This window comes from Actinomadura sp. NPDC000600, assembly GCF_040492135.1.
Taxonomy (GTDB): domain Bacteria; phylum Actinomycetota; class Actinomycetes; order Streptosporangiales; family Streptosporangiaceae; genus Spirillospora.
Genome location: NZ_JBEUPD010000011.1, coordinates 1 through 26265, shown reverse-complemented (window position 1 = coordinate 26265; position 26265 = coordinate 1). Strand labels below are relative to the sequence as shown.

Below are 26265 nucleotides of genomic sequence, written 5' to 3'. Positions count from 1 at the left end.
TCTCCTCCGCCTGACCTGGGCCGTCGCGGCCGCCGCCTCCCCGCGGCGGCCTTCTGGCCGTCTCCGGCCGCGGCCATGCGGATCTCGTCAAACGCCGCTTGCGGCAGGCGAAACTTTGATCTCATAGGGCGATTGAAAGGATGCGGAGAGTAACAGAAGGTCAGGGGGAGACCGTATGGCGGGGAGAGTCGCGTCCGTCGCGGGGTACGACAGGTTCCTGCTTCTGCGCAGGCGTTTCCGGCGGGCGGCGGTGGTGGTCACGGCCGGGTTCCTCGGGTGGTATCTCGTCTTCGTCGGGCTGGCCGCGTTCGCGCGCGGCTTCATGGCGCGGACGGTCGCCGGGCACATCAACGTCGCGCTGCTGCTGGGGCTGCTGCAGTTCGTCTCGACGTTCGCATTGACCTGGGGCTACCTGGCGTACGCGCGCCGCCGGCTCGACCCGCTGGCCGGTGAGCTGCGGTGACCGGGCGGACCCTGACCTTCGGCCTGTTCCTGGCGTTCGTCCTGATCACGCTGGGGATCACGGTGTGGGCGCGGGCGACCACGCGCGGCGCCGACGACTTCTACGCGGGCGGCCGGACGTTCACCGGCCCGCAGAACGGGGTCGCGCTCGCCGGCGACTACATGTCGGCCGCGTCCTTCCTCGGCATCGCCGGGATCATCGCGCTGAACGGGTACGACGGGTTCCTGTACTCGATCGGGTTCCTGGTGGCGTGGCTGCTCGCGCTGCTGCTGGTCGAACTGGTCCGCAACGCGGGCCGGTTCACGATGGGGGACGTGCTGGTGCGCCGGGTGCGGCGGCAGGCGCCGGTGCGGCGGGCCGCGGCCGTCTCCACCGTGACCGTGTCGGTGTTCTACCTGCTCGCGCAGATGGTCGGGGCCGGTGCCCTGGTGTCGCTGCTGCTCGGCATCCACCGCGGCGAGCGGTTCCTCGGGATGGACGCGGGCACCGCCAAGACCGTCACGATCGTGGTGGTGGGCGCGCTGATGATCCTCTACGTGGCGTTCGGCGGGATGAAGGCCACCACCTGGGTGCAGATCATCAAGACCGGGCTGCTGATGGCGGGGGCGGCGGTGCTGGCGGGGCTGGTGCTCGGCAGGTTCGGGTTCGACCCGGGGGCGATGCTCGGGTCGGCCGCCGACGCGAGCGGGAAGGGCGAGGCGTTCCTGCGCCCCGGGCTCCAGTACGGGCGGGACGTCCCGGGCGACGCCTACCGCACCGTGGTCAACAAGCTCGACTTCATCAGCCTCGCGCTCGCCCTCGTGCTCGGCACGGTGGGGCTGCCCCACGTCGTCGCGCGCTTCTTCGCCGTCCCGGACGGGCGCGCCGCGCGCACGTCGGTGTCGTGGGCGATCGGCCTCGTCGGCGTCTTCTACCTGATGACGCTCGCGCTCGGCTTCGGCGCGGCGGCCCTGGTGGGACGGTCCGCGATCGTCGCGCAGGACCCGTCCGGCAACACCGCGGTGCCGCAGCTCGCGCGGGCCGTCGGGGAGCACGTCGGCGGACGGGCCGGCGGGGACGTCCTGCTGGCGTTCATCGGGGCGGTGGCGTTCGCGACGATCCTCGCGGTGGTGTCCGGGCTCGTGCTGGCGTCGTCGACGTCGCTGGCGCACGACTACTTCGGACAGGTGCTGATGCTCGGCCGCCCGCGCGAGTCGCAGGAGGTGGCGGTCGCGCGGTTCGCCTCGTTCCTCGTCGGCTCGCTGGCGATCGTCCTGGCGGTGGTCGCCCGCGACCTCAACGTGGCGTTCCTGGTGGCGCTGGCGTTCGCGATGGCGGCCTCGGCGAACGTCCCGGTGATCGTGCTGTCGCTGTTCTGGCGCCGGTTCAACTCCGCCGGGGTCGTCGCGGGCATCTACGGCGGGCTGGTGGCGTCGCTGGTGCTGGTCTTCTTCTCGCCCGTCGTGTCCGGCAAGATCGACCCCGTGACGGGGCAGAGCCTGTCGCTGTTCCCCGCGGGCGTCGACTTCCACCTGTTCCCGTTGGAGAACCCGGGCCTCGTCTCCATCCCGATCGGCTTCGCCTGCGCGGTCGCCGGCACCTTCGCGGGACGCGAGAAGGCCGACCGGGAGCGCTACGACGCCCTCTCGGTGCGGGCGCTGACGGGTGCGGGATCACAGTGACCTGGGCGGTCCGTCCGGGTTAGCATGCCCTGCCCGGTTTGATTACCCGTGGGTACGGAAGACTGATCCGGGAAGATCCGCGCTGTCCAGGACCGTGCCCTAATGTGCCGAGTGCCCGGGCCAGGGGCGGTTCGCGTGGCAGAATGTCACCCGCCGTGGAGCGCGGCGGTCTGCCGGAGGGAGGGGCGGCGTGTCCGAAGCCGGTCGGCGTCGTCCGGCGCATGCCCGACCGGCCGAGCCGCTGCTCCGGCTCGGCGCCCGGACGACCGCGGTCCTCACCGTCCTCACGCTCGGCGCGGCCGTGGCCGTGCCCGCGGCGATGGTCTCCGGCAGCCCGGCCAGCGGGCAGACGGTGCGCGGGGCTTCCGCGGGCGCCGTCGCCGGGCGGCTGCTGAACGCGCCGACCGACCAGATCCGCTCCCGCGAGTGGCACCTCGACGTCCTGCGCGCGCAGAAGGCGTGGCGGTACTCCAGGGGACGCGGCGTCACGGTCGCCGTCCTCGACACCGGCGTCGACAGGCGCCACCCCGACCTCACCGGGCGCGTCGTCACCGGCCCCGACCTCACCGGCGGCGTGCGCCGCCCCGGCAGCCGCTACTGGGGGCTGCACGGGACGTCCATGGCCAGCATCATCGCCGGCCACGGCCACGGCCCCGGGCTGTCGCAGGGCATGATGGGCGTCGCGCCGCTCAGCAACGTCCTGTCCATCCGCGTCACGCTGGAGAACGACGACCCGCTGCGCCGCGACAGCGGGCAGCAGCCGGGCGCCGGCGGCGACCGCGACGCCGTGGCCCAGGGCATCCGGTACGCCGTCGACCACGGCGCCGGCATCATCAACATGTCGCTCGGCGGCGGCCGCCAGGCCTACGACGGCACGCCCTCGCAGGAGAAGGCGATCCGGTACGCGCTCTCCAAGGGCGTCGTGCTCATCGCCTCGGCGGGCAACGACGGCTCCGGCGCGAACCGCAAGAACTTCCCCGCCGCCTACCCGGGTGTGATCGCCGTCGGCGCGCTCGACCGTCGGCTGCGCCTCTGGAAGGACAGCAACCGGCGCTCTGGCGCCGCCGTCTGCGCGCCCGGCGTCGAGATCGTCAGCGCGGACGCCAGCAACGGCTACGTCGTCGGGACGGGCACCAGCGCCTCGTCCGCGATGGTCGCCGGGGTCGCCGCGCTCGTCCGCTCCCGCTACCCGAGACTCAGCCCCGAGGAGGTCAGGCGGGCGCTCCTCCAGGGCTCGCCGGCCCGGCCCGGCCATCCCACCGGCTCGCCCGAATGCCGCGGGACGGTCGACGCGGTGCGGACCCTCGTCGCCGCCAACCAGATCAACAAGACCTCCAGCGGACCGGTGGAGACGCCGCCGCCCCCGGCCCCGACGCCGCAGCCCGCCGCGCAGCCGGTCGGCCGCGACTCCGGCTTCCTGTTCCCGCTCGTCCTCGGCGGCGGCGGGGTGCTGGTCGTCCTCGGGCTCGTGCTCGGCTGGCGGCAGCGGCGGCGCCCGGAGGACGACGACGGGGACGCCGACGCCGTCGCCGACTACGGCCTGCCGTCCGCCCCGTCCGCGCCGCGCGAACCCGTGGCCGCCGGCGCCCCGGCCGTGCCCGCCGGTGCGTACGAGGCGCCCGCGGTCGCGCCGGTCAGCTCGCCGCTCTTCCAGAGCAACGAGGTCTACCAGGCGCCCGCCTTCACGGAGGAGGCCCCGCCGCACGAGGCATTGCCGCAGGAGGCCGTGCCGCTGGACGCCCCGATCTGGGACGTCCCGCCGCCGGACCCCGGCCCCGCGGGTTTTGCTCCGCCGGACGCAGGGTTCGCTGCGCCGGAGGCAGGGTTTGCTGCGCCGGAGGCAGGGTTCGCTGCGCCGGACGGAGGGTTCGCTGCGCCGGAGGGCGGTTTCGCTCCTCCGGACGCCGGTTTCGCCGAGCCCGCGCCATCGTCCGGCTGGGACGGGAAGCTCCCGCCGCCGATCGAGCCGAAGCAGCCCCCGGTCATGCCGGGCGAGCTGCGCCCGTTCGTCCCCGGCGAGTTCGCCGCGGGCGGGCACGGCACGCGCAACGGGCACGACCCCCTCAACGGGCATGACCCTCTGAACGGGCATGACCCCCTGAACGGGCACGACCCTCTCAACGGGAACGGGCACAACGGCGGCGGGCTCAACGGCTCGGCGCGCGAGGAGCCGTCCGTCCTCGACGACGACGAGTGGGAGGCCTTCCGCCGGGGCGCGCTCGACACGCCGGACCTCCCCGAGACCGGGACGACGGCTCCGCTCGCCGCGGTATCCCCGGAACCCCCGAACGAGCCGCCGCCCCCGCACGTACCTCCCGAGGACGAGGGGCCCCTGGGCGGGTTCCCCGACGTCCCGCTGCCCGGTCCGGGCGATGCCGAACCGCCGGAAGGGCCTGTCCCGCCGCTGGGCACGGCCGACGACGAGCCGCGCGGGCGGCACTCGAAGCCGCCGCGCCCCGCCGACGACGAGGACTACCGGCCGCCCTGGTGGTGAGCGCGGTACTCCGGCGGGCGTAGCGCGAGTGCCTCCGGCCAGGCGATGCGGGCCCCCGTACCCGTCGCCGAGCATCGACTTATCCGAACACAGGAAGGGTCGATGAACGATGGTGACGACGTTGGTGACACAGGCGGCCGCGATGCACCCGGGCGGCTGGAACGACGGGGACGCCCCCGCCTTCTGGCCGGTCTTCCCGGTCATGTTCGGCCTGTTCTGGCTGGCGGTCCTGGGCACCGCCTTCTACTTCATCCGCCGGCGGGTGCACGACGGCGCCGCGGCGGCCAAGGCGGCGGCCGACCCGATGACCAAGGCGCGGTCGGTGCTCGCCGAGCGCTTCGCCCGAGGCGAGATCGACGAGGACGAGTACCTCACCCGCATGTCAGCCCTCCGCAACAGCGACTGACCGCGAACGGCGCCAGTGTGGGCCCACCCCACACTGGCCCCGTCAGAACGATCGCCGCTTCAACTCCCTCGCTGTATGCGGCCGTTGTCCGACGCCGTGGAGGCCAAGGTCACAGCGCGGCATCGTCAACGAATGGCTTGGCTGCCTTGGCGGAATTCGCAGCCCCTGACTGTACGGCCTTGGGTCCGGCGTCGCGGCACCCACCTAGCCTGGAGGGACGTGGATCGAGACAGGAAGTGAGTGATGTGCCCCATCCCGACGGCAAGGCAAAGGATGACCGGGTGTTCACTGTGGCCGTGAGGCTGCTCAGTGAACTTGGGTACGACGGCGTCACCAACAGGATGATCGCCGATGCCGCGGGTGTCGGTGTGGAGACGGTGGTCGAGCGCTACGGTGGCAAACACGCCCTTTACCTGACCGTATTCAAGCGCGCTCTGCAGCGGCGCATCGACTGGGTGCAAGCGGTTGAGGCCGTCTACACGCCGGATCTCGACGGTTTCACCCGGCTGCTCGACACGTACCTTGACCTTGCCATGGAGACCCCGGAGCTCGGGGCCTTCTGGATGCAGCGCTGGCTTTCCGACGCCAGCGACATCTCAGAACTGGAGCCCCTCTTCGGCGGGCCCTCATTCGGCCGGCTGGTCGAATTGGTGAGGGGCACTCTCGCCGACGACCTGGACGTCGGGATGGTCATGCGGACGTTCAGTTGGACCGTTCTCGCCTTCTCCCAGCGCGGCCTCGTGGACACGGATGGGCGGCGTCGGGAACCCACTGATCCGGCCACGCTGCAAAGGTTCCGCGAGCACCTGCACGGGCTCGCCCGCCACGTCATAGCCCGTCCGGACGGGAGGGCGCACACCGTGATGCCGCCGCAGCAACCCTAGTCGGCTGCGGCCTCTTCGAAGATGCGGCCGATTCCGTCCGGGTACATCGGGGCCTGGACTGCGGCGTCGGCGAAGCGGGTGAGGAGGCGGGCGAACTCGGTGCGCTCCCGCTCCGACCAGCCGGACATCAGCTCGTCGAGGTAGGCGCGGCGGAACCGGTCGGAGACCTGCTTCACGCGCCGGCCGGCCTCGGTCAGCCCGAGGTTGGCGCGGCGCGCGTCCACGGGGGAGGGGCGCCGTGACACCAGGCCGGCGTCGATGGCGTGCCCGACGAGGCGGCTGGCCGTGGACGGGTCGATCTCAAGGCGTTCCGCGACCGCGCCGACCGTGGGTTCGCAGGACGGTTCGTCCGAAGGCCCGCAGTCGGTGAGCGCGGCGACCGCGTTCACCACCATCAGGTTCGACAGTTGCAGCGGGCGCCCGTCCGTCGCGGCGGACGTCTGGGCGCGGATGCGCTTCACGAGGTCGGGCTTGGCCCAGACGCGGCGCAGATGGAACAGCGCGGTCGCGATATCGGTGAGCACGCCGTCGGCGGGGGGTTCGGGAAGGCTCCCGTCCCGGGGCGCGGCCCGCTCGGCGGTCCGTCCCGTGGCGGAGGTCTCCGTCGCCATGCAAGGTCTCCGTTCCGTGGTCGCCGTCTCAGGCGCCGGACGCTGCGGATCACCCACTCTAACGGATGTAGAGTACATATTTTTGGCGGCGCGCCGGGGCGGCGTTGCCACTGGGACACACGGAGCGAAAGAGCCCCAGGTGAACGGGGATGTGATGCACTGAAGCACCGGCGTCCGTTCCCCGGGATCCGCCGGAACTTGTCGGCTCGGACGCGTAGCATGGCTCCCGCCCGAACCCGGACGACCCGGGATCAGTAACCACAGAGGGGACCTGATGCGAGCGGCGAACGCCCCCGGTGACCCCCGCGGTGACGTCCCCCCGCAGGACAGAACCATGGACGATGGTCAACCCCCGCGACCTCTGACCGAACCAGGCGCCGCCGAGGGCGAGGACGGGGCGGACGACGCCGCGTTCCGCGCCGACGGGCTGTCCGAGCGCGACCGCCGCATCCTCGCGTTCGAGCGGCAGTGGTGGAAGTACGCCGGCGCCAAGGAGCAGGCCATCCGCGAGACGTTCGACATGTCGGCGACGCGGTACTACCAGCTCCTGAACATCCTGATCGACCGGCCCGAGGCGCTCGAGTGCGACCCGATGCTCGTCAAGCGCCTGCGCCGGATGCGGACACAGCGGCAACGCAGCCGTGCCGCGCGGCGACTCGGCATCCGGCCCTGACCTGACCAACACTGGTCAGGTGAACTCTCCCCGCTCTGCGACGGCCGTCGGCGCCGACGGCCTTGACGCCATCCGTGAGAACCCGACCGGGGCCGTGCTCGGCTTCGACTTCGACGGCACGCTGGCGCCGATCGTCCCCGATCCGGCCTCGGCCCGGGCGCATCCGGACGCCGCACCGGCCCTGGCCCGGCTGGCGCCGCTGGTGGGCTCGCTGCTGATCGTGACCGGACGCCCCGCCGCCGTGGCCGTCGAGTACGGCGGCTTCGAGGGGATCGACGGCCTCGTCGTCCTCGGCCAGTACGGCCTCGAACGCTGGGAGTCCGGCACGCTGACGGTGCCGGAGCCGCCGCCGGGCGTCGCCGAGGCCCGCGCGAAGCTGCCCGGCGTCCTGGCCGCCGCGGGCGCCCCGCCCGAGACGTTCGTCGAGGACAAGGGGCAGGCGCTCGCCGTCCACACCCGGCGGTGCGCCGAACCGCAGGTCGCGCTCGACCGGCTGCGCAGCATCCTCGCCGCGCTCGCCGAGCGGACGGGGCTGTCCGTGGAGCCGGGACGCTACGTCCTCGAACTGCGCCCGCCCGGCATGGACAAGGGGAAGGCGCTGCGCTCGTTCGTGGACGACCGCTCGCCCCGCCCCTCCGCCGTGCTGTTCGCCGGGGACGACCTCGGCGACCTGGCCGCGTTCGACGCCGTCGACGAGCTGCGCGCCGAGGGCGTGCCCGGCGTCCTGGTGTGCAGCGGCTCGACCGAGGTCACCGCGCTCGCCGACCGGGCGGACCTGGTGGTCGACGGCCCCGCCGGCGTGGTCGACCTCATCGGCTCGCTCGCCGACTCCCTCTCCTGACCCGTCCGTCCGCCTCCTGCGCCCCGGCCGGGACGCAGGGGGCGGACGACTTGTTGGCGAGGTGATAAGAACCACGTCCCGAGTTGTCGTTTCTCGCGAGACTCCGGGGGCCGTTGTGGAACCAGGGTCTAATTAGGCCAAAATATGGTGAATTGCGGTAGTGCGGGTTCACGGGGGAGCCGCACGACGGACATCGGGAGGCTAGACGGTGGACACGGAGCCGGGACTTCCGCGCCGTCCGGGCGACATCAGGCACACGCCCTCCCAGGGCATCCCGAGGGCCACGCCCCGGGAAGGCACGCCCGTCCAGCCACCGGGCGCCCAGGCCCCGTCGGGCGTCCCCATCCCGCCGGACGCCCCGACACGTCCTATAGTCCACACCGCCCCGGCCGCGCCAGCCGCGCCGACCGCACCGGTCGCCCCGACTACGCCGCCCGCGGCCCCCGTTCCGGCTGCGCCGGTAATGTCGGACGCGCCGGTTATCCCGGTCGTGGCGGACGCGCTGCTGGCTCCACCCGGGCCGCCTGCATCGACTGTTCCGCCCGCATTGGCCGTGCCGGGCGCGCCGGTTACGTCGGACGTGCCTCTGGCTTCGCCCGCTCAGCGCGCGTCAAATGTTCCGTCCGGGTCGTCTGTTCCGTCCGCGTCGGCCGTGCCGCCCGGCTCGGCCGTGCCGCCCGGCTCGGCCGTGCCGCCCGGCTCGGGCGTGCCGGGCGTACCCGATGTGCCGGTCGGGTCGGCTGTTCCGCTCGGCTCGGATGTCCCGCCTGTGTCGTCCGAGCGGACCTCGCCGGGGGTGGCGGAGGGGGCGGTCGCGTCCGGTGGGCAGGGGCCGCCTCGGGTGTGGGGGACGCCGCCGCGGTCGCAGCCGGATCCGCGGCTCGGCGGGTCGGAGTGGGCCGCCGTGCCCGAGGCGCAGGAGGCCTACTCCGAGCGCGAGGAGTGGTCGGCGCCGGGGCCGATGGGCGTCCGCGAGACCAGCGGCATCCAGGTGCGCCTCGGGTCGCGGGAGCGGGAGCGCGAGCGCAGGGAGCGGCGGCGAAAGGGGCGACGCAGCGGTCTGGTCGCGGCGGGCGTGCTCGTCCTGGCCGGACTGGTCACGGCAGGGCTCGTGCTGACGCCCGACTCCGGCGGCAAGGGCGGCGGGACGACGGCGGCCCCCGCGGCCGGGGAGCAGCCGCCGGGCGCCGCCAAGCTGCCGCCCGCGGGCTCGCCCATCACGGTCGGCACCGCCGACGGGTCCCGGTACAGGATCGCCGCGGTCACGTCCGGGATCAGCGACGGCGTGGTGACGACGTTCCAGTCCTCGCCGCCGTCCGGGACGTCGTTCCCCTACATCGAGTACATCCTCAGCAACCCGACCGGCCAGAAGGTCCTGCTCGACTTCCCCGGCGACGTGTTCGTCAGGCGCGACCTCGTCACGCCGGATGCACGGGGACGCTGCATGCCGCAGGCGGGCGTCCCCGAGACGATGTGCACGCCGCCGACCAACAGCCAGGTCGTGCGGCGGCTCGCGGGGGGCGCGCTGCTCGCGGGGGACGGCGGTGACAAGTACCTTCCGCCCGGCGCGGCGTACCTGGTCCGCGCGACGGTGGACGTCCCGGTCGACCGGCGCGTCAGGCGCTCGGACATGGGCCTGTACGTGTGGAAGCAGCTCTACATGGCCGACCGGCTCGCCAAGCAGGCGCCCTTCCCGAACGGAAAGTGAAACCGCCGTGGCCCTGTCGGCCACGGCGGTTCCGGTCGTCGTTCTCCGGGGTCACTCGGCTTCGGGGTCATCGGCGAGGATCCCGTAGAGGCGGCGGCGGGCGTCGTTGACCACGTCCAGCGCGCGCGCCTTCTGCGCCTCGCTGCCCACGGCCATCACCTGCTGCAGGGCCCCCATCAGCTGGCCGATGGCCTCGCGCCCGCGCAGGACGTTCTCGCCGGCGGCCTCGGTGACCTCGTCCCAGGGGGCGGTGGTCTGCGCCGACGCCTCCTCGCGGCCGGCGTCGGTGAGGGAGAACAGCCGCTTGCCGCCCTGCTCCTCGCTGCTGACCAGGCCCTCGTCCTCCAGCATCTGGAGGGTCGGGTAGACCGAGCCGGGGCTCGGCCGCCAGACGCCGCCGGTGCGGCCGTCCAGCTCCTGGATCATCTCGTAGCCGTGCATCGGCCGCTCGGCCAGCAGGGCGAGCAGCGCCGCCCGGACGTTGCCGCGCCGGGTGCGCCGGCCGCGCCCACCGCGTCCGCGATGGCCGGGACCGAAGCCGGGCCCGGGGCCGCCTGGCCCCCACGGGCCGAACGGGTCGCCGCGGCGCCCCCGCTCCCTGGGTCCCCGGAAGCCGCCGCGCCCTCTCATCGTGTGCTCGTGCATCGCAGTCTCCTTATAGTGATCGGTTGCGATGCCTCAACGATATATCGGTGACGGGTCGCGATACAACAAATGTGACGTGAATCACTCCGAGGCATGCCCGCCCTGAACGGAACCAGGCGCGGAGCGTTCGCCGCTCCGCGCCTGGTCGCGCGCTTCCGTACCGGTCAGGGCCCTGGATCAGGGGGCGGTGACCTTCAGGCTGTCGAGGATGTCCTTGGTGGCGTCGCGGTCGTCGGCCTCCTTGACGCGGATCCACAGGCCGAACTTGCCGGCCTTGTCCTTCAGGCCGACCTCGGTGACCGACGGCGTGCCCGCCTTGCAGGCGGTGTAGCGGGTGATCGTCCCGCTGAGGGCGCCGTCCGGCGTGGTGTAGTTCTCCGGCGCGGCCTTCGTGCACTGCGCGTGGCCGGCCGCGTTCGGCGGCGGAAGCTGCCCGGGACGCAGGTCGGTGGTCACGCCGATGAACACGCCGGGGCCCTTGCCGTTGCCGAGGAAGGCGGCCTTGTCGGGCGTCGCGCGCAGCACCGGCCGCGGCTGGCCGTCGGTGAGGCCGACGGCGGACGGCGTCCACGTCTGCTCCTGCTGCTTCGGCCACGCCTTCGGCACCGCGGCCTTGATCTTGCCCGCGTCGTCGGAGACGGCGACGAAGTCCTTCGGGATCGCCGACGTCTTCTTCTTGCCGTCCTTGCCTTCCTTGCCGTCGCCCCCGGAGAACATCATGCCGAGCGCCAGCCCGCCGATCACCGCGACCACCAGCACGACCGCCGTGATGATCAGCGGTGTGGCGAACTTCTTCGGCGCGCCGCCGCCGCGCTGCCCGCCCTGCCCGCCACCCTGGACCGGCCCGGGGGGCGGAGGCTGGAAACCGGTGGGCGGCGGCCCGTAGGGCTGCTGGCCGCCGGGGCCCATCTGCTGCATCGGGGCGCCCTGCTGGGGGCCGTTCTGCGGCGGCTGCGTCGGGAACACGGCCGTCTTGCCGTCGTCCGCCGGCTGCGCCTGCGGCTGGGCCTGGTAGGCGATCGTCCGGTCGTTGTCGTTGTCCGGGGCGGTGGGCCGCTCCGACTGCCCGAACGGGGCGGCGCGCCCGCCGGGCCGGTCGACGACCGTCACCTCGTCGGAGGACGGAGCGGGCGGGACGTTCATCTCGGACGTGTGGAGGTCGTCCTCGCCGGGCTGGTCGAACCGGGTGCGCATGTCCGCCGGGGCGCCCTGGGCCGCCGGGGCGGGCTGGGCGGGACCGGGCTGCGGGACCGGCCGCGGCTGCTGCTGCTGGAGCTGGACGCCGTCGTGGTAGAAGTCCTGGACGGTCGCGTCGGCGTCGATCTGCGGCGCCGGCGACGAGGACGCCGCGGGGACGGGCGCCGGCGTGCCCGCGGACGTCGGCCGCAGCGTGGACAGCGCCTCCGCGAACGCCTCGGCGGTCGGCCACCGCTTCTCCCGCTCGACCTCCAGCGCCCGCAGGATCACCTGGTCGAACGCGGGGGACAGCCCCTCGCGCAGCTCGCTCGGCGCCTTCTTCACCGGCGCCGGGCCCGGGGCCCGCCCGGTGAGCATGTGGTACGTCAGCGCGCCGAGGCCGTAGACGTCCGCGCGGACGTCGAGCCCGCCGCCGAACCGCGCCTGCTCGGGCGACATGTACCCGGGGGTGCCGACCGGGAGGGTGAACGCCCCGGACGCGTGCGCGAGCGCCTTGGCGAGGCCGAGGTCGGCGATGAGCAGCTTCTCGCCGCCGTCCGGCGTCGACTGGAAGAGCACGTTGGACGGCTTCAGGTCGCGGTGGATGACGCCCAGCGTGTTGATCACCTCGACGCCGTAGGCGATCTGCTCGGCGAGCGCCACGGCCTCGCTGACCGGAAGTGGCCGTTCGCGCATGCGGTCGCCGAGCGTTCCGCGGTCCGCGTACGACATCACGAAGTAGGGACGCCTGTCAGGCAGCTCGCCGATGTCGTGGACGCGCACGAGCCGCTCGGAGTCGGCGCGGCGCAGGATCCGGGCCTCCTCCAGGAACCTGTTGCGCACGTCCAGATCGTCGATCAGGCTGCCGTTCAGGACCTTTATGGCGACCTGGGACTCGAGGGCGTCGTCGTGCCCCAGCCACACAGAGGCGAACGCCCCCGAACCCAGGACGCGATCGATTCGGTAACGGCCTACTGATGGTGGGAAAGACACTCCCGTATCATCCCAACAACGGGGTGAGCGCGCGAACGAGCATTGAGGCGGCATGGCATTCGACGAGAGGACCGAGGAGCTGGCGGTGAAGGCCGCGCAGGGCGACCAGGGCGCCCTGAACGAGCTCCTCCGCAGGATCGAGCCGGACGTGCTGCGGCACAGTTCCCGGTTCCTGCCCTGCCGGCAGGACGCCGAGGAGGCATGCCAGGACGCGCTGCTCCAGGTCGCGCGGAACATCCACCGGTTCGAGGGCCGGTCGCGGTTCAGCACCTGGCTGCACGTCGTCGTCGCCAACTCCGCGCGCTCCACCTACCGGTCGCTGAAGCGGCGCTCGGTCGAGCAGGCGGGCGAGCTTCCGCAGCAGCGCCCCGACCCGCGCCGGACCAGCGTCATCGCCGGGTCCCGCGTCGACATCCTCGACGCCATGGAGGACCTGGAGGCCCGCAAGCCCGACCTCATCCAGGCCCTCGTGCTGCGGGACGTCTCGCAGCTGGAGTACGCGGAGATCGCCGAGCAGCTCAAGCTGCCGCTCGGCACGGTCAAGTCCCGCATCCACGAGGCGCGCAAGCAGGTCAGGCAGACGCTCGGCGAGTCCTACACGTGACCCCGCCCGTCAAAGGTGGGTAAGCGGACAGCAACGGTGCGTGCATAGCCAGGGCCCCGCACCGGGGCGCTGCACCAGCATGCGTGCATGTCACCAGGACCGGCGCTCCGCCACGACCGCCCGATCTTCGTCTTCGGCTGCCCGCGCTCGGGGACGACGCTGCTGCGGCTGATGCTGCACTCGCACGCCCGCATCGCGATCCCGGCGGAGACCAAGTTCGTCCTGCCCGTCTATACGGCGCGGTGCGATTTCGGTGACCTCCGGGACAGCAAGAACAGGCGGGCGCTCGCGGAGTGGATCGCCAGGGAGCGGTCCACCAGGGTGCGGACGCTCGGCATCGACGCGGACGGGCTCATCGACGAGATCGTCAACGGTCCGCCGACGCTCGGCTCCGCCGTCGGCACCGTCTTCCGCGCCTACGCCCGCCTGCACGGCAAGCCCCGCTGGGGCGACAAGCGCCCGAGCTACTCCCAGCACGTCGGCGCCCTGTTGCGGATGTTTCCCGACGCCCAGTTCGTCCACCTCGTCCGGGACGGCCGGGACTGCGTCGCGTCCCTCATGGAGATGCCCTGGTTCGACGCCGACATCCACCACGCCATCTCCGCCTGGCGGGAGACGATCGACCGCGGCCGCCGGCTCGCCGAGCGCCTCGGCCCGGACTGCTACTACGAGCTGCAGTACGAGCGGCTCGTCACCGACCCCGCCGACGAGCTGACCCGGCTCTGCGGGTTCCTCGGCGAGGACTTCGACCCCGCGATGGTCCACCCGGAGGGCCTCGCGAAGCGGATCGTCCCGGCCGGCAAGCGATGGCACGGGCGGACGCACGACGCCGTCACCACCGACCGCGTCGGCTCCTGGGCCGAACGCCTCGACGCCTGGGAGATCAGTCTCGCCGAGGCCGCGTTCGGCGAGCGGCTCGCCGAGTACGGCTACGAGCCCAGCGGCCTGCCGAAGCCCGCCGCGGCCCACCTCGCCCGGTTCACCCGCACCGCCGCCCACCGCCGCATGGCCCAGAGCAAGGCCGCGCTGCGCGAACGCTGGAGGCAGCACCACGAGCCGAACCCGGTCGAGTGCCTCCTCCCCGCCGAACACACCGCCACCACCGCCGCCCCCTGACCGTCATTGCGGCGGGCGAGACCCCCACGCCCCCAACCTGACCGTCGTCAGTCGAGGGCGGCCAGTTGGTCGGCGAACCAGCGTTGCGGGGGGAGGGCCGTCGCGGCCTCGGCCAGGCGGGCGCAGCGCTCGGCTCGCCGGGCGCGCGGCATGAGCAGGGCCTGGTGCAGGGTCTCGGCCGTCTGCGAGACGTCGTAGGGGTTGACCACCAGCGCGTCCTCGGACAGCTCCGCGGCCGCGCCCGCCTCTCGCGACAGCACCAGCGCGCAGCCGTGCCGAGACAGCACGGGCCCCTCCTTCGCGACCAGGTTCATCCCGTCGCGGATCGGGTTGACGAGCAGGACGTCGGCCAGGCCGTAGGCGGCGAGGGAGCGCGGGTAGTCGTCGTTCACCTGCAGGATCAGCGGGTCCCAGTCGGCCGTGCCGAACTCCTCGGAGATCTGCCCGGCCATGCGCTCGACGGCCGCGGTGTAGTCCCGGTACTCGGGCAGGTCGTAGCGGGACGGGTAGGCGAACGCCAGGTGCACCACGCGGCCGCGCCACTCGGGATGGTTGACGAGCATCTCCCGGTAGGCGGCGAGCCCGCGCACGATGTTCTTGGACAGCTCCGTCCGGTCGATCCGCACGATGAGCTGCCGGTCGCCGACCTGCTCCCGCAGCGCGCGCGCCCGTTCGACGACGTCCTGCTCGGCGGCGCGCCGGCGCAGCGCCGGGCCGTCGACGCCGAGACCGTGCACGCCCACGCGCGTGGTGTGGCCCGAGCAGGTGACGGTGCGGGCCACGCGGTCGACGCGCGCGCCCGGCAGCAGTTCGCAGCAGTCGAGGAACGCCGACGCCCAGCGCTCGGTGAGGAAGCCGGCGTGGTCCGCACCGAGGATGCCGAGCAGGACCTGCGCGCCGATGTCGTCGGGGAGCAGCCTGAAGTACTCCGGAGGCGCCCACGGCGTGTGGGAGAAGTGCACGATCTTCAGGTCGGGACGCCGGTCGCGCAGCATCCGCGGGGCGAGCGAGAGGTGGTAGTCCTGGATCGCCGCTTTCGCGCCTGGGGCGGCGTCGCGGGCGAGGGCGTCCGCGAAGGCCGCGTTGTACGCCTCGTAGGACTGCCAGTCGCGCCGGGCGCGCGCGTCGAAGTGCGGGCTGCGAGGCGTGTCGTACAGCAGGTGGTGGACGAACCACAGCGTCGAGTTGGCCACGCCGTTGTACGCGCGGTCGAACGTGGCGGCCGGGATGTCGAGCATCCGCACCGCGGCCCCGCCGGTCTCGTATCCGGCGAGGTCGAGGCGGCCGTCCGGGGAGCGGCGCGCGGCCGTGCGGTCGGCCTCGCCGAGGCTCGCGCACACCCACAGCACGTCCGCGTCCCCGGCGGACGGCTCCGGCGACGTCCCGGCCGGACGCGGCGGGCCGGGGTCGCGCGGGGCGCCCGTGACGGCGGCGAGGCCCGACACCAGCCCGCCGCCCCCGCGCCGCATGGTGAGCCCGCCGTCGTCCGACAGCGAGAACGACACCGGCCCCCGGTTCGAGGCCACCAGCACTTGGCTCATACGGGAAGGGTCTCAGTTGGGACCGAGGCACATCAAAGTGACCCGCGAGTTGACATCCTCTTCGCCCTAAGGGACGGAGATTCCCTCCACGCTGCGCGTGGAACGCACGGCGTCCGGGTGGGTTCCCGCTTCGTTGTGCGCTGCCGGGACGAGGCCCGGTCTTACGTGCGCTCCACGGGCGTTGAGGTCCGCCTGTCCAGCGGCCCTGATATTCCTGGCCAGCCGGGTCCGGCCCAGACCGGTCACGCACAGGTCCTCGGCGTACACCGCTTGGTTCTCGCGGATGATCTGCGTCGAGAGCTTGTGCTGCCAGTCCCGCCGGGTGTCGGCCACCCGCGCATGGGCGCGGGCGATCTTGACGACGGCCTTCTCGCGGTTCTGGCTCCCGCGCTGCTTGCGCGCGAGGGCTTGTTGCAGCCGCTTGAGCTTGCGGGCGGCGCGCCGCAGGAACTTCGGCGCGGCCACCTTCGTGCCGTCCGACAGCACCGCGAAGTGCGTCAGACCCAGATCGATGCCCACCTCGGACTTGACCGGCGGCAACGGCTCGTCGGTCACCTGCACCACGAACGAGGCGAAATACCGCCCGGCCGCATCCTTGATGACCGCCACGCTCGACGGGGCCGAGGGCAGGGCGCGCGACCAGCGGACAGCCAGATCCCCGATCTTCGGCAACCGCAGGCGGCCGTTGCCCAGGACCTTGAAGCGGGAGTTCCTGGTGAACCTGATCGCCTGCCGGTTGTCCTTGCGCGAGCGGTACCGGGGCGGGGCCACCGACGACACCTCGCCCAGCCACGCCCGTTCCGGGGTCGCCTTGGCCTGCGTGATGATCCGCCTGGACAGCTCGGCGTCCGAGATGTACGGCAAGCCCTGCTCGCGGGCCTGCTGCCGTGCGCGCAGCCCGTCGTTGAACACCACCCGTGCGCACCCGAACGCCCTGGCCAGCTCGATCTGCTGACCAGGCGTTGGATACAAACGGTAGTTGTAACGTAACTGCACGCCCGCACCGTACCGGTCCATGACCGAACCCGAAGGCAATAGCACCGAGAGAGACCGCGTCGTTGCGATGCACGTCCACCTGGTCTTCGTAACGAAGTTCCGGCACAGGTGTTCGCCGACCGGCACCTGTCCCGGATGGAGCGATCATGCGGGACGTGCACTGCCCGGGCCTTGGCGCCCCTCCCAGCGCGGGCCTTCACCCCCGGCCTGGAAGACCGGAGCACTGGCCCGCATTCCGGTAGCCCGCATCGCCCGCGCTGCCGCCCGTTTCGCCCGGTTAGTCATTCTCCCAGGGGGTACCCGGTCGCCATGAGCAAGTCCGAGACGACGAAAACCGTGCTCGTCGCCGGTGCCGCGAACCTCATCCTCGCGATCACGAAGCTGGTCGCCGGCCTGCTGGCCGGGTCCAGCGCCATGCTCGCGGAAAGCGCGCACTCGGTGGCGGACACCCTCAACCAGGGCTTCCTCTTCGCCTCGCTCCGGCGCAGCGAGCGGCCCCCCGACAAGCGCCACCCCTTCGGCTACGGCAACGAGCGGTACGTGTGGTCGCTGCTCGCCGCGTTCGGCATCTTCGTGGCCGGCGCGGGGTTCTCGATCTTCGAGGGCGTCCTGACCATGACGGGCCACGGCGGCACCGGGACGACGGTGTGGCTCGCCTACGCCGTCCTCGCCCTCGGCGCGGTGCTGGAGGGGACGTCCTGGATCCGCGCCTTCTACCAGGCCAGGAAGGAGACGCGCGAGAACGACCGCGACCTCGTCGAGCACGTCCGCAAGTCGCCCGACGTGACGTTCAAGACCGCGCTGTTCGAGGACACCGCGGCGATGGTCGGTCTGGCCCTCGCCGCAGGCGGGCTCGCGATGCGCCAGATCACCGGCTCGGAGTTCTGGGACGGGCTCGCGTCCGTCCTCATCGGACTGCTCCTCGTCGTCCTCGCCTTCGGGATCGGCCGCGAGAGCGTGGGCCTGCTCATCGGCCAGGCCGCCGACCCCGAGGCGCAGCGCACGATCCGCGCCGAGATCCTCGGCGCGCGGGGCGTGACCGGCGTGGACGAGCTGCTCACCATGCACTTCGGCCCCGAGCAGATCCTCGTCGCGGCCAAGGTCCACTTCTCCGACGCCATCAGCGCCGACGAGGCCGAGGACGTCGCCGGGGAGATCGACCGGCGGCTCCGGGAGTGCGTCCCGATCGTCAAGCACGTGTTCCTCGACCCGACCCAACGCGTGATCAAGAGCCCCGCCGGGTAACGTCTCAATCCCTGGACCCGCCTGTCTGGCATCCGGTCAGTTCATGTAAAGTCACGCATACGAGTTCATAGCGCTCGTGATCGACAACTTCATAACGCTCATCCAGAGGGGTGGAGGGACCGGCCCTGCGAAGCCCCGGCAACCACCCGGCTGAGGCGCGTCGCGATCCTGCGAAGGCCGGCCGGGAGATGGTGCCAACTCCGGCCTGCGACCAAGGTGGCGCAGGGAAGATGGGGAGAAAGGCCTCGCCCTCATGGCACTCACGCCTGCCACAGACCTCGGACCGGCTACCGCTCTCGTCTGCCGCGAATGCGGCTCGTCCCGCGACCTCGGGCCCTTCTACGCCTGCGAGGAGTGTTTCGGGCCCCTGGAGATCGCCTATGACTTCCAGGGCGTCACCCGGGACGCGATCGAGTCCGGGCCGCGGAACATCTGGCGCTACCGCGGGCTGCTGCCCGTCCCGGCCAACGTCGCCGACACTCCGAACACCGAGCCGGGCCTGACCCGCCTCGTCCGCGCCGACAACCTCGCGGAGAGCCTCGGCCTGCAGAGCCTGTGGGTGAAGGACGACAGCGGGAACCCGACCCACTCGTTCAAGGACCGCGTCGTCGCCGTCGCGCTCGCCGCCGCCCGCGAGCTCGGGTTCAAGGTGCTGGCCTGCCCGTCCACCGGGAACCTCGCCAACGCGGTCGCCGCCGCGGCCGCTCGCGCCGGGATCCGCAGCGCGGTTTTCGTCCCCTCGAACCTCGAGTCCCAGAAGATCATCACGACGGCCGTGTACGGCGGGACGTTCGTGACGGTCGACGGCAACTACGACGACGTCAACCGGCTCGCGTCCGAGATCGCCGGGGAGCAGGACGACTGGGCGTTCGTCAACGTCAACGTCCGCCCCTACTACGCCGAGGGCTCCAAGACGCTCGGCTACGAGATCGCCGAGCAGCTCGGCTGGCGGCTGCCGGACCAGATCGTCGTGCCGGTCGCGTCCGGCTCCCAGCTCACCAAGATCGACAAGGCGTTCCAGGAACTGATCAAGCTGGGGCTGGTGGAGGACAAGCCGTACCGCGTCTTCGGCGCCCAGGCCGCCGGGTGCGGCCCGGTCGCCACCGCGTTCAAGGCGGGCCACGACGTCATCCGCCCGGTGAAGCCCGACACGATCGCCAAGTCCCTCGCGATCGGCAACCCGGCCGACGGCCCCTACGTCCTGGACGTGGCCCGCCGCACCGGCGGCGCCGTCGAGGACGTCACCGACGAGCAGGTCGTCGAGGGCATCCGGCTCCTCGCCCGCACCGAGGGCGTCTTCGGCGAGACCGCCGGCGGCGTCACCGTCGCGACCCTCCGCAAGCTCGTCGAGACCGGCGCCCTCGACCCGGGCGCCGAGACCGTGATCATCAACTCCGGGGACGGTCTGAAGACCCTGGACGCCGTCGCCCCGGTCGTCGCGCCGTCGGCGAACATCGCCCCGTCGCTGGAGGCGTTCCGCGCCGCGGGCCTCGCCTGAGAACGAAGGAGCAGCATGAGCAGCGTGTCCGTCCGTATCCCGACGATCCTGCGGACCTACACCGGTGGCGAGTCCGAGGTGAAGGCCGAGGGTGCCACCCTGCGCGCGGTCGTCGCCGACCTGGAGGCCAGCTACTCCGGCATCTCCGCCCGCATCCTGGACGACGCGGGCAAGATCCGCCGGTTCGTGAACGTCTACGTCGGCGATGAGGACGTCCGCTTCGCCGAGGGCCTCGACACCCCGACGCCCGAAGGCGCCCAGATCTCCATCATCCCCGCGGTGGCGGGCGGCTGACACAGTCCCCGCCCAAGCCCCGGCACGTCCCATCGTGCCGGGGCTTTTCCGTGCACGGGCGGCGAATTCGCGATTCTTCGGAACGCGGATGCCCCGGTGGATACCGAATTGGGCGGCTGTTCGCGCGGTCCGGCTAAACGCGCATGGATCAAGCTTTAGCGAGCGTCGGATTCCCGTCTCGGATCTTGATCATCGCCTCTCCGGCACTTGGTTTTCTCGCTGGTCACGCCCTGGAAGATTGTTCCCGGAGTGGCGCTCCCTGGGGCGCCGATCGGCATACGAGAGTGAGGAAAGGCATGAAGCGCATTTTGCGCACGATGGCCGTGACCGGGATAACGATGGGGGCGGCCGTCCTCGCGGCTCCCTCGGCCATGGCCGACATCAACTTCTACTCCGTGGAGAAGGCGTACCTCGGGCACAACGGCCCCACGTACGTCAGTGAGCACGGTCCGGGCGACCTGATGTACACCGACATCATCCGGTCTCCCAAGGCCGCGACGGCGATCGGGAACAAGCCGGTGAAGACCGGTGACATCACCACGAAGCTCCACGGCGGGAAGCACAACACGGCCGTCACCGGCGTCGAGGGCGCCGAGGAGGAGGCGACCAAGGTCGCCCTGGCCAAGGCCGCCGAGCACGAGGAGGCCGCCCCGCAGCAGCAGGCGGCTCCGCAGCAGCAGGCCGCTCCGCAGCAGGAGGCGGCTCCGCAGCAGGAGTCGCTGCAGGCCGCTCCGGAGCAGGACGCCCAGCAGGCCGCGCAGCAGCAGGACGCGCAGCAGGCCGCGCCCGAGCAGGACGCCCAGCAGGCCGCGCCTGAGCAGGACGCGCAGCAGGCCGCCCCGCAGCAGGACGCGGAGATGGCCGCGCAGCAGCAGGACGCGCAGCAGGCCGCGCCCGAGCAGGACGCCCAGCAGGCCGCCCCGCAGCAGGACGCGCAGCAGGCCGCGCCTGAGCAGGAGGCCCAGCAGAACGCTCCGGAGCAGCAGCAGGCCGACGCCGCTCCGCAGATGGCGCAGCGGCGGGCCGACAGGCCGGAGCCCCGGTCGGTGGACATCCACGCGGCCGAGAAGGCGGCCGTCGGTCAGAACGGCCACGTCCTCGTGGGTGAGAACGGCTCCGGCGACGCGGTGTTCACCAACCTCACCAAGTCGCCCCACTCGCTGGTCTTCGCCGGGAACAGCGCGACGATGACCGGCGACATCAACAGCCACATCCACGGCGGTAAGCGCAACACCGTGATCAACGCGGTGGCGGGCCCCGAGCAGGAGTCCGCCAAGTAGCGGACCGCGATTCCTGCGAGAGCACCCGAAGCACCACGGCCGCTCCGGCCCGGTCACGCATCGAAGCCGGAGCGGCCACCCATGTCCGGACCGTTTGCGGCGGCCCTTCGCCTGGGCCGAGAAGAAAATCCTCGCCGCGCGCCGAACTCCACGAAAGCGGCCCGCTGGGCCGCGGCAAGCACAGGCGATCGGGCCGCCGCAAACGCCGCCGCATTCCCCCGGAACGGCATCAGCGGACGCAACGGGCAAGGTCCTCCTAAAATCGTCCGCACGCATTTTCTCCGATTAAATGGCCCCCTCGGCCGCCGTCGACCAGAGCGGCGCCACCGTTCGGCCACGGCACCCGAAGTGGTCATTTCCTGGCGCCCCGGTTCGGCCGCGCTCGCGGCGGCCTCACCGATCAGTGAGACGTTGGTTGCCGCTGCCCCGCTCCTGAGTGCGCGCTGACGCCGCTGCTCCCCGGCACGCGGCCCTCGGCAGTGCCACGGTCGAGTGACAGGCCAGGAGCCTGCGGCTCCCGCGCTGATCCTCGGCATGACGGCCATCGTGAGGAGTGCCGCGACCTGCACGGGTGACGGACGCGCGCCCGCGGTCCCACCGCTGGTCAGGGCGGGTTCGGGACGCCGGGGTGACACCTTCGGGCGAGGATGTGTGGCGCTTGCACTCGACGGGGTAGAGTGCTAAACAAACATTGGCACTCTGCTGTGGAGAGTGACAACTTCACACAGTCATGGGTCGGGGCGATGAGGCCTCAGGCCGGCGGCGGAATGGAAGTCGTCGGCGGGGCCGTCCGTCGCGGGCGTCGGCTCGATCCGTCTAAGCCACCTTGTTCCGGGAGGACTGGAGCCTATGGCTGCAAAGATGATCGCGTTCGACGAGGAGGCCCGCCGCGGTCTCGAGCGCGGCATGAACCAGCTCGCCGACGCCGTGAAGGTGACCCTTGGTCCCAAGGGCCGCAACGTCGTGCTGGAGAAGAAGTGGGGCGCCCCCACCATCACCAACGACGGCGTGTCGATCGCCAAGGAGATCGAGCTCGAGGACGCGTGGGAGAAGATCGGCGCGGAGCTCGTCAAGGAAGTAGCCAAGAAGACCGACGACGTCGCGGGTGACGGCACCACCACCGCCACCGTGCTGGCCCAGGCGCTGGTGCGCGAGGGTCTGCGCAACGTGGCCGCCGGCGCGAACCCGATGTCGCTGAAGCGGGGCATCGAGGCCGCGGTCGAGCGGGTGAGCGAGGAGCTGTCCAAGCTCGCCAAGGACGTGGAGACCAAGGAGCAGATCGCCTCCACGGCGTCCATCTCCGCGGGTGACCCGCAGATCGGCGAGATGATCGCCGAGGCGATGGACAAGGTCGGCAAGGAAGGCGTCATCACGGTCGAGGAGAGCCAGACCTTCGGTCTGGAGCTCGAGCTGACCGAGGGCATGCGCTTCGACAAGGGCTACATCTCGCACTACTTCGTGACCGACCCCGAGCGGATGGAGGCGGTCCTCGAGGACCCGTACATCCTGATCGTTCAGGGCAAGGCGTCGGCCAACAAGGACCTGCTGCCCGTCCTCGAGGGCGTCATGCAGTCCGGCAAGCCGCTGCTGATCATCGCGGAGGACGTCGAGGGCGAGGCCCTGGCCACCCTGGTCGTCAACAAGATCCGCGGCATCTTCAAGTCCGTCGCCGTGAAGGCGCCGGGCTTCGGCGACCGCCGCAAGGCCATGCTGGGTGACATCGCCACGCTGACCGGCGGCCAGGTCATCAGCGAGGACGTGGGTCTCAAGCTCGAGAACACCACGACCGAGATGCTGGGCCGCGCCCGCAAGGTCGTCATCACCAAGGACGAGACCACCATCGTGGACGGCGCCGGTGACGCCAACGAGATCGCGGGCCGGGTCAACCAGATCCGTACCGAGATCGACAACACCGACTCCGACTACGACCGCGAGAAGCTCCAGGAGCGCCTGGCCAAGCTCGCGGGCGGTGTCGCGGTCATCAAGGCCGGCGCCGCGACGGAGGTCGAGCTCAAGGAGCGCAAGCACCGCATCGAGGACGCCGTCCGCAACGCCAAGGCCGCGGTCGAGGAGGGCATCGTCCCCGGCGGTGGCGTGGCGCTGCTGCAGGCCGGCACCAAGGCGTTCGACAAGCTGGAGCTGTCGGGCGACGAGGCCACCGGTGCGAACATCGTCAAGCGCGCTCTCGAGGAGCCGCTGAAGCAGATCGCCGTCAACGCCGGCCTCGAGGGCGGCGTCGTGGTGGAGCGGGTCCGCAACCTGACCCCGGGCGAGGGCCTGAACGCCGCCACCGGCGAGTACGTCAACATGTTCGAGTCGGGCATCCTCGACCCGGCCAAGGTGACCCGGTCCGCGCTGCAGAACGCCTCGTCGATCGCCGCGCTGTTCCTGACCACCGAGGCCGTCATCGCCGAGAAGCCCGAGAAGAACCCGGCCCCGGCGGGCGGCATGCCCGACGCCGGCGGCATGGACTTCTGATCGGGTCCTCACGTCGCGCCTGCGGGTGTGAGTGAAAGGGGCGGTTCCTTCGGGGACCGCCCCTTTTGGCGTGCCATGGGGCCGAAGCCGGGCGGGGTGGACGCCATCGGGAGGGTGGAGATCCCGGCGTGGATGTCCGCGGCGATGGCCGGGTGCCGCCGGGGCGAAAGAAGAATGTTCCTCAGACGGTCACCTTGTCCGCACCGCCGCAGGTCAGTGGGCCGGGAACGCGGGGCGGCGGGTGCGCTGGGCCTGGCCGGGCGCGGAAAGTGCTTCCCCTGGGGGCCTGCCGTTGGCAGGATCGCCGCTTGGAAGGCATGCCGCGGAGGGTGCGGGCACGCCGGCAAGGTGAACAGTGAGGGCGGTCGCCGATGCGGCCGATGAGGCAGGAGAACGCGTGAGCGAAGTGTTCAGCTCCCCGGTGCTCAGGGTCGAACAGCCTCGCAGGGGACCGTTCGCCAAGTCGCGGTACAAGGTGCTGGACGGCGACGGGACCGTCCTCGCCATCGCGGCGCCGACCGAGGACCACGGCGACTCGGCGGTCATGCGCGGCCTGTTCCCCGGCAAGTCGAACCTCGACGCCCGGGCCGTCCTGCTGACGACGCCCGACGGCGAACCGCTGTACGTCGTGGACAAGCAGGCCGGCCGGGAGTACACCGAGGTCCTCCGGCCGGACGGGGAGCGGGTCGGTTCGTTCGTCACCGAAAGGGTGGGCCGCCGCTACGTCGTCTACGACGACGGCGGGACGCACATCGGCACGGTCGAGGTGGACGTGCCGCGCAACAACTTCGAGGTGAAGGACCCCGACGGCGGCAAGGTGGCGCACGTGCGCAAGAAGTGGGCGGGGCTCGCCACGCACCTGCTGACGACGGCCGACAAGTACGCGGTGGAGATCACCGACCCCGTCCGGGAGCCGCTGCGGACGATGGCGGTCATGACGGCCATCGTCATGGACATGAACCTGCACGAGGCCAAAGAGATCACCTAACCCGGCGGCGGCCGCCCGGCGGGGGTTCCCGGCCGCCGCGAAGCGAGGTACGTTCCGTGCGTGCAGGCCATGTCCGAGCGTCCGAGCGGCTGGTGGATCTCGCCGGCCATTCCGACGATCGCGAACTGCGCGCTGGCCGTCCTCTGGGCCTTCTCGGCCCTCGGCGGGTGGGGCGACGCCGCCTTCTGCGGTGAGGGCGAGGGCTACGACCCGGGATGCGGCGCCGGTTTCGACGACGCCGTGCGGGTCTCGGCGCCCGTGGCCCTCATCGCCGTGGCCGTCGCTGTGACCGCCTGGTCGATGCCGGGTGTCCGGCGCAAGCCGCACCGGCTGGACGTGCTCCTCACCGCCGCGGCCTTCGCCTGGGTGATCGCCGAGGGGGTCCTGTTCGTCGGCGGCTACCTGGCCCAGTCCTGAGCCACGCCGAAGGGACGGCGTTGCCGAACAGAGACATCGGCCGCGTGAATGCGAAGTTCGAGTCCTGCGAGTGGGGTGAACCCGGGCAAAACCCGAGGTAGATCCGGCTCCGGAGTGGTCCCGGCGCGGACGGGCGGGGGAACCGGAGCCATTGACACGCGCGAGCCGGTTTGACGTTCCCTCGTCTTGGGCATACTGTTCACTTCGCCCCACGGGAGTGCGGGACGCCTGACGGCGGCCGGCCCGGGGGAACCAACCACGATCAAGCTGACGCGGCTTCGTCGCGCCCGCAACGTCGTGTTGGGTCGGAAAGGCTCGATTTTGACAATCGGACCGGATCTGATGAAATAGCTCCACCGCCCGGAAGGTGCCGCGCAAGCGGGATTGGAAAGGCGTATCGGAGAAGCCCGGAATTGACAGTCCGGACGGATCCGATAAAGTAAGGCGAGTCGCCCCGGAGCGGGAAACGCGAAAGCGGATCCAGCGCGGTGGGTGTCCGTTTCTTGAGAACTCAACAGCGTGTTAAAAGCCAGTGCCTTTATCGGCTCGGTCGATTGTTCGGCCGGGTCGCCCCGTGCCGCTCTCCTTTGTGGGGGTGGTGGGGATTTCTTTGAGGCAATGCCGCCCCTTTTTGGGGTGGTGATGCCGGGATTGTTTCCTGAGGTTTGGCCGGCTGGGGTTCGCCCCCTGGTTGGTCGTTTGGACCTTGATGGAGAGTTTGATCCTGGCTCAGGACGAACGCTGGCGGCGTGCTTAACACATGCAAGTCGAGCGGAAAGGCCCCTTCGGGGGTACTCGAGCGGCGAACGGGTGAGTAACACGTGAGCAACCTGCCCCTGACTCTGGGATAAGCCCGGGAAACTGGGTCTAATACCGGATACAACCACTGGTCGCATGGCTGGGTGGTGGAAAGTTTTTCGGTTGGGGATGGGCTCGCGGCCTATCAGCTTGTTGGTGGGGTGATGGCCTACCAAGGCGACGACGGGTAACCGGCCTGAGAGGGCGACCGGTCACACTGGGACTGAGACACGGCCCAGACTCCTACGGGAGGCAGCAGTGGGGAATATTGCGCAATGGGCGGAAGCCTGACGCAGCGACGCCGCGTGAGGGATGACGGCCTTCGGGTTGTAAACCTCTTTCAGCAGGGACGAAGCTAACGTGACGGTACCTGCAGAAGAAGCGCCGGCTAACTACGTGCCAGCAGCCGCGGTAATACGTAGGGCGCAAGCGTTGTCCGGAATTATTGGGCGTAA

At 71.4% G+C, this 26265-nt stretch carries 22 protein-coding genes, 1 rRNA gene and 1 riboswitch; of the genes, 18 read left to right on the top strand and 5 right to left on the bottom strand.

The window, feature by feature from the left end; genetic code table 11:
• The first annotated feature begins 175 nt into the window (after positions 1-175).
• The 5 genes from ABWI07_RS17775 to ABWI07_RS17755 all read left to right on the top strand — a co-directional run bounded on the left by ABWI07_RS17775 (position 176) and on the right by ABWI07_RS17755 (position 5908).
• Positions 176-463: a DUF485 domain-containing protein gene (locus ABWI07_RS17775; protein ID WP_149262950.1), complete on the top strand. Its 288-nt coding sequence runs from the start codon at positions 176-178 to the stop codon at positions 461-463.
• Positions 460-2124 carry a monocarboxylic acid transporter gene (locus ABWI07_RS17770; RefSeq protein ID WP_149262949.1) on the top strand — a complete coding sequence of 555 codons (1665 nt, stop codon included), beginning with the start codon at positions 460-462 and terminating at the stop codon, positions 2122-2124. The genes ABWI07_RS17775 and ABWI07_RS17770 overlap by 4 nt, the downstream gene beginning before the upstream one ends.
• Positions 2125-2314: 190 nt before the next feature.
• Entirely contained in the window at positions 2315-4618 is a 2304-nt protein-coding gene (locus tag ABWI07_RS17765) for a S8 family peptidase (RefSeq protein WP_353819160.1), read from the top strand.
• 109 nt (positions 4619-4727) lie between these two features.
• Positions 4728-5024 (top strand): SHOCT domain-containing protein, encoded by a 297-nt coding sequence (locus tag ABWI07_RS17760; protein ID WP_353819159.1) that lies wholly within the window; start codon positions 4728-4730, stop codon positions 5022-5024.
• Positions 5025-5260: 236 nt separating this feature from the next.
• Positions 5261-5908 (top strand): TetR/AcrR family transcriptional regulator, encoded by a 648-nt coding sequence (locus tag ABWI07_RS17755; RefSeq protein ID WP_160161108.1) that lies wholly within the window; start codon positions 5261-5263, stop codon positions 5906-5908.
• Here the strand turns inward: ABWI07_RS17755 and ABWI07_RS17750 are convergent.
• Complete coding sequence (locus tag ABWI07_RS17750; RefSeq protein ID WP_149262947.1) at positions 5905-6519, bottom strand: MarR family winged helix-turn-helix transcriptional regulator; 615 nt, start codon at positions 6517-6519, stop codon at positions 5905-5907. The genes ABWI07_RS17755 and ABWI07_RS17750 overlap by 4 nt on opposite strands.
• Positions 6520-6853: 334 nt before the next feature.
• Between ABWI07_RS17750 and napA the strand changes: the two genes are divergently transcribed.
• From napA to ABWI07_RS17735, 3 genes are all read left to right on the top strand, one after another.
• Positions 6854-7192, top strand: a complete 339-nt coding sequence (napA, locus tag ABWI07_RS17745; RefSeq protein ID WP_149262946.1) for a nucleoid-associated protein NapA — start codon at positions 6854-6856, stop codon at positions 7190-7192.
• 19 nt (positions 7193-7211) lie between these two features.
• A complete protein-coding gene (gene otsB, locus ABWI07_RS17740; protein ID WP_149262945.1) occupies positions 7212-8033 on the top strand; it encodes a trehalose-phosphatase in 822 nt (273 codons plus the stop codon).
• A gap of 769 nt (positions 8034-8802) precedes the next feature.
• On the top strand, positions 8803-9741 hold the full coding sequence (locus ABWI07_RS17735) for a hypothetical protein (protein ID WP_353819158.1): 939 nt from the start codon (positions 8803-8805) through the stop codon (positions 9739-9741).
• A gap of 51 nt (positions 9742-9792) precedes the next feature.
• On the opposite strand, the gene ABWI07_RS17730 is transcribed toward ABWI07_RS17735, so the two are convergent.
• Together ABWI07_RS17730 and ABWI07_RS17725 are read right to left on the bottom strand one after the other, a co-directional pair.
• Positions 9793-10386 (bottom strand): PadR family transcriptional regulator, encoded by a 594-nt coding sequence (locus ABWI07_RS17730; RefSeq protein ID WP_149262942.1) that lies wholly within the window; start codon positions 10384-10386, stop codon positions 9793-9795.
• A gap of 177 nt (positions 10387-10563) precedes the next feature.
• Complete coding sequence (locus tag ABWI07_RS17725) at positions 10564-12486, bottom strand: serine/threonine-protein kinase (protein ID WP_502912830.1); 1923 nt, start codon at positions 12484-12486, stop codon at positions 10564-10566.
• Positions 12487-12607: 121 nt separating this feature from the next.
• Between ABWI07_RS17725 and ABWI07_RS17720 the strand changes: the two genes are divergently transcribed.
• Together ABWI07_RS17720 and ABWI07_RS17715 are read left to right on the top strand one after the other, a co-directional pair.
• Positions 12608-13159, top strand: a complete 552-nt coding sequence (locus tag ABWI07_RS17720; RefSeq protein WP_141578537.1) for an RNA polymerase sigma factor — start codon at positions 12608-12610, stop codon at positions 13157-13159.
• Between the two features lie 87 nt (positions 13160-13246).
• Positions 13247-14275: a sulfotransferase family protein gene (locus ABWI07_RS17715; RefSeq protein ID WP_353819156.1), complete on the top strand. Its 1029-nt coding sequence runs from the start codon at positions 13247-13249 to the stop codon at positions 14273-14275.
• Positions 14276-14322: 47 nt separating this feature from the next.
• Here the strand turns inward: ABWI07_RS17715 and ABWI07_RS17710 are convergent, their stop codons facing one another.
• On the bottom strand, positions 14323-15816 hold the full coding sequence (locus tag ABWI07_RS17710; protein WP_353819154.1) for an alpha,alpha-trehalose-phosphate synthase (UDP-forming): 1494 nt from the start codon (positions 15814-15816) through the stop codon (positions 14323-14325).
• A gap of 66 nt (positions 15817-15882) precedes the next feature.
• Positions 15883-16812, bottom strand: coding sequence for an RNA-guided endonuclease InsQ/TnpB family protein (locus tag ABWI07_RS17705; RefSeq protein ID WP_353819284.1), 930 nt, complete (start codon positions 16810-16812; stop codon positions 15883-15885).
• A 309-nt stretch (positions 16813-17121) separates the two neighbouring features.
• Between ABWI07_RS17705 and ABWI07_RS17700 the strand changes: the two genes are divergently transcribed.
• The 8 genes from ABWI07_RS17700 to ABWI07_RS17665 all read left to right on the top strand — a co-directional run.
• Positions 17122-18057, top strand: coding sequence for a cation diffusion facilitator family transporter (locus ABWI07_RS17700; protein WP_160161107.1), 936 nt, complete (start codon positions 17122-17124; stop codon positions 18055-18057).
• Positions 18058-18152: 95 nt separating this feature from the next.
• Positions 18153-18294, top strand: a riboswitch (SAM riboswitch).
• A gap of 16 nt (positions 18295-18310) precedes the next feature.
• The gene (gene thrC / locus ABWI07_RS17695) at positions 18311-19555 is read left to right on the top strand and encodes a threonine synthase (protein ID WP_353819153.1); all 1245 of its coding nucleotides are present in this window, start codon (positions 18311-18313) and stop codon (positions 19553-19555) included.
• 15 nt (positions 19556-19570) lie between these two features.
• Positions 19571-19849: a MoaD/ThiS family protein gene (locus ABWI07_RS17690; protein WP_149262935.1), complete on the top strand. Its 279-nt coding sequence runs from the start codon at positions 19571-19573 to the stop codon at positions 19847-19849.
• Positions 19850-20145: 296 nt separating this feature from the next.
• On the top strand, positions 20146-21129 hold the full coding sequence (locus ABWI07_RS17685; protein ID WP_353819152.1) for a hypothetical protein: 984 nt from the start codon (positions 20146-20148) through the stop codon (positions 21127-21129).
• Positions 21130-21978: 849 nt separating this feature from the next.
• Positions 21979-23607, top strand: a complete 1629-nt coding sequence (gene groL / locus ABWI07_RS17680) for a chaperonin GroEL (RefSeq protein ID WP_141578529.1) — start codon at positions 21979-21981, stop codon at positions 23605-23607.
• A gap of 397 nt (positions 23608-24004) precedes the next feature.
• On the top strand, positions 24005-24595 hold the full coding sequence (locus tag ABWI07_RS17675) for a phospholipid scramblase-related protein (RefSeq protein ID WP_353819151.1): 591 nt from the start codon (positions 24005-24007) through the stop codon (positions 24593-24595).
• A 60-nt stretch (positions 24596-24655) separates the two neighbouring features.
• Positions 24656-25012 carry a hypothetical protein gene (locus ABWI07_RS17670; RefSeq protein ID WP_149262933.1) on the top strand — a complete coding sequence of 119 codons (357 nt, stop codon included), beginning with the start codon at positions 24656-24658 and terminating at the stop codon, positions 25010-25012.
• Positions 25013-25718: 706 nt separating this feature from the next.
• Positions 25719-26265: ribosomal RNA gene (locus tag ABWI07_RS17665) — 16S ribosomal RNA — on the top strand; the annotation flags it as partial.

Excerpts from the sequence above, each read along its gene's own strand:
- ABWI07_RS17775 (WP_149262950.1), top strand. The coding sequence starts at position 176 with ATGGCGGGGAGAGTCGCGTCCGTCGCGGGGTACGACAGGTTCCTGCTT.
- ABWI07_RS17760 (WP_353819159.1), top strand. The coding sequence starts at position 4,728 with ATGGTGACGACGTTGGTGACACAGGCGGCCGCGATGCACCCGGGCGGC.
- ABWI07_RS17750 (WP_149262947.1), bottom strand. The coding sequence starts at position 6,519 with ATGGCGACGGAGACCTCCGCCACGGGACGGACCGCCGAGCGGGCCGCG.
- napA (WP_149262946.1), top strand. The coding sequence starts at position 6,854 with ATGGACGATGGTCAACCCCCGCGACCTCTGACCGAACCAGGCGCCGCC.
- ABWI07_RS17730 (WP_149262942.1), bottom strand. The coding sequence starts at position 10,386 with ATGCACGAGCACACGATGAGAGGGCGCGGCGGCTTCCGGGGACCCAGG.
- ABWI07_RS17720 (WP_141578537.1), top strand. The coding sequence starts at position 12,608 with ATGGCATTCGACGAGAGGACCGAGGAGCTGGCGGTGAAGGCCGCGCAG.
- ABWI07_RS17715 (WP_353819156.1), top strand. The coding sequence starts at position 13,247 with ATGTCACCAGGACCGGCGCTCCGCCACGACCGCCCGATCTTCGTCTTC.
- ABWI07_RS17710 (WP_353819154.1), bottom strand. The coding sequence starts at position 15,816 with ATGAGCCAAGTGCTGGTGGCCTCGAACCGGGGGCCGGTGTCGTTCTCG.
- ABWI07_RS17700 (WP_160161107.1), top strand. The coding sequence starts at position 17,122 with ATGAGCAAGTCCGAGACGACGAAAACCGTGCTCGTCGCCGGTGCCGCG.
- thrC (WP_353819153.1), top strand. The coding sequence starts at position 18,311 with ATGGCACTCACGCCTGCCACAGACCTCGGACCGGCTACCGCTCTCGTC.
- ABWI07_RS17690 (WP_149262935.1), top strand. The coding sequence starts at position 19,571 with ATGAGCAGCGTGTCCGTCCGTATCCCGACGATCCTGCGGACCTACACC.
- ABWI07_RS17685 (WP_353819152.1), top strand. The coding sequence starts at position 20,146 with ATGAAGCGCATTTTGCGCACGATGGCCGTGACCGGGATAACGATGGGG.
- groL (WP_141578529.1), top strand. The coding sequence starts at position 21,979 with ATGGCTGCAAAGATGATCGCGTTCGACGAGGAGGCCCGCCGCGGTCTC.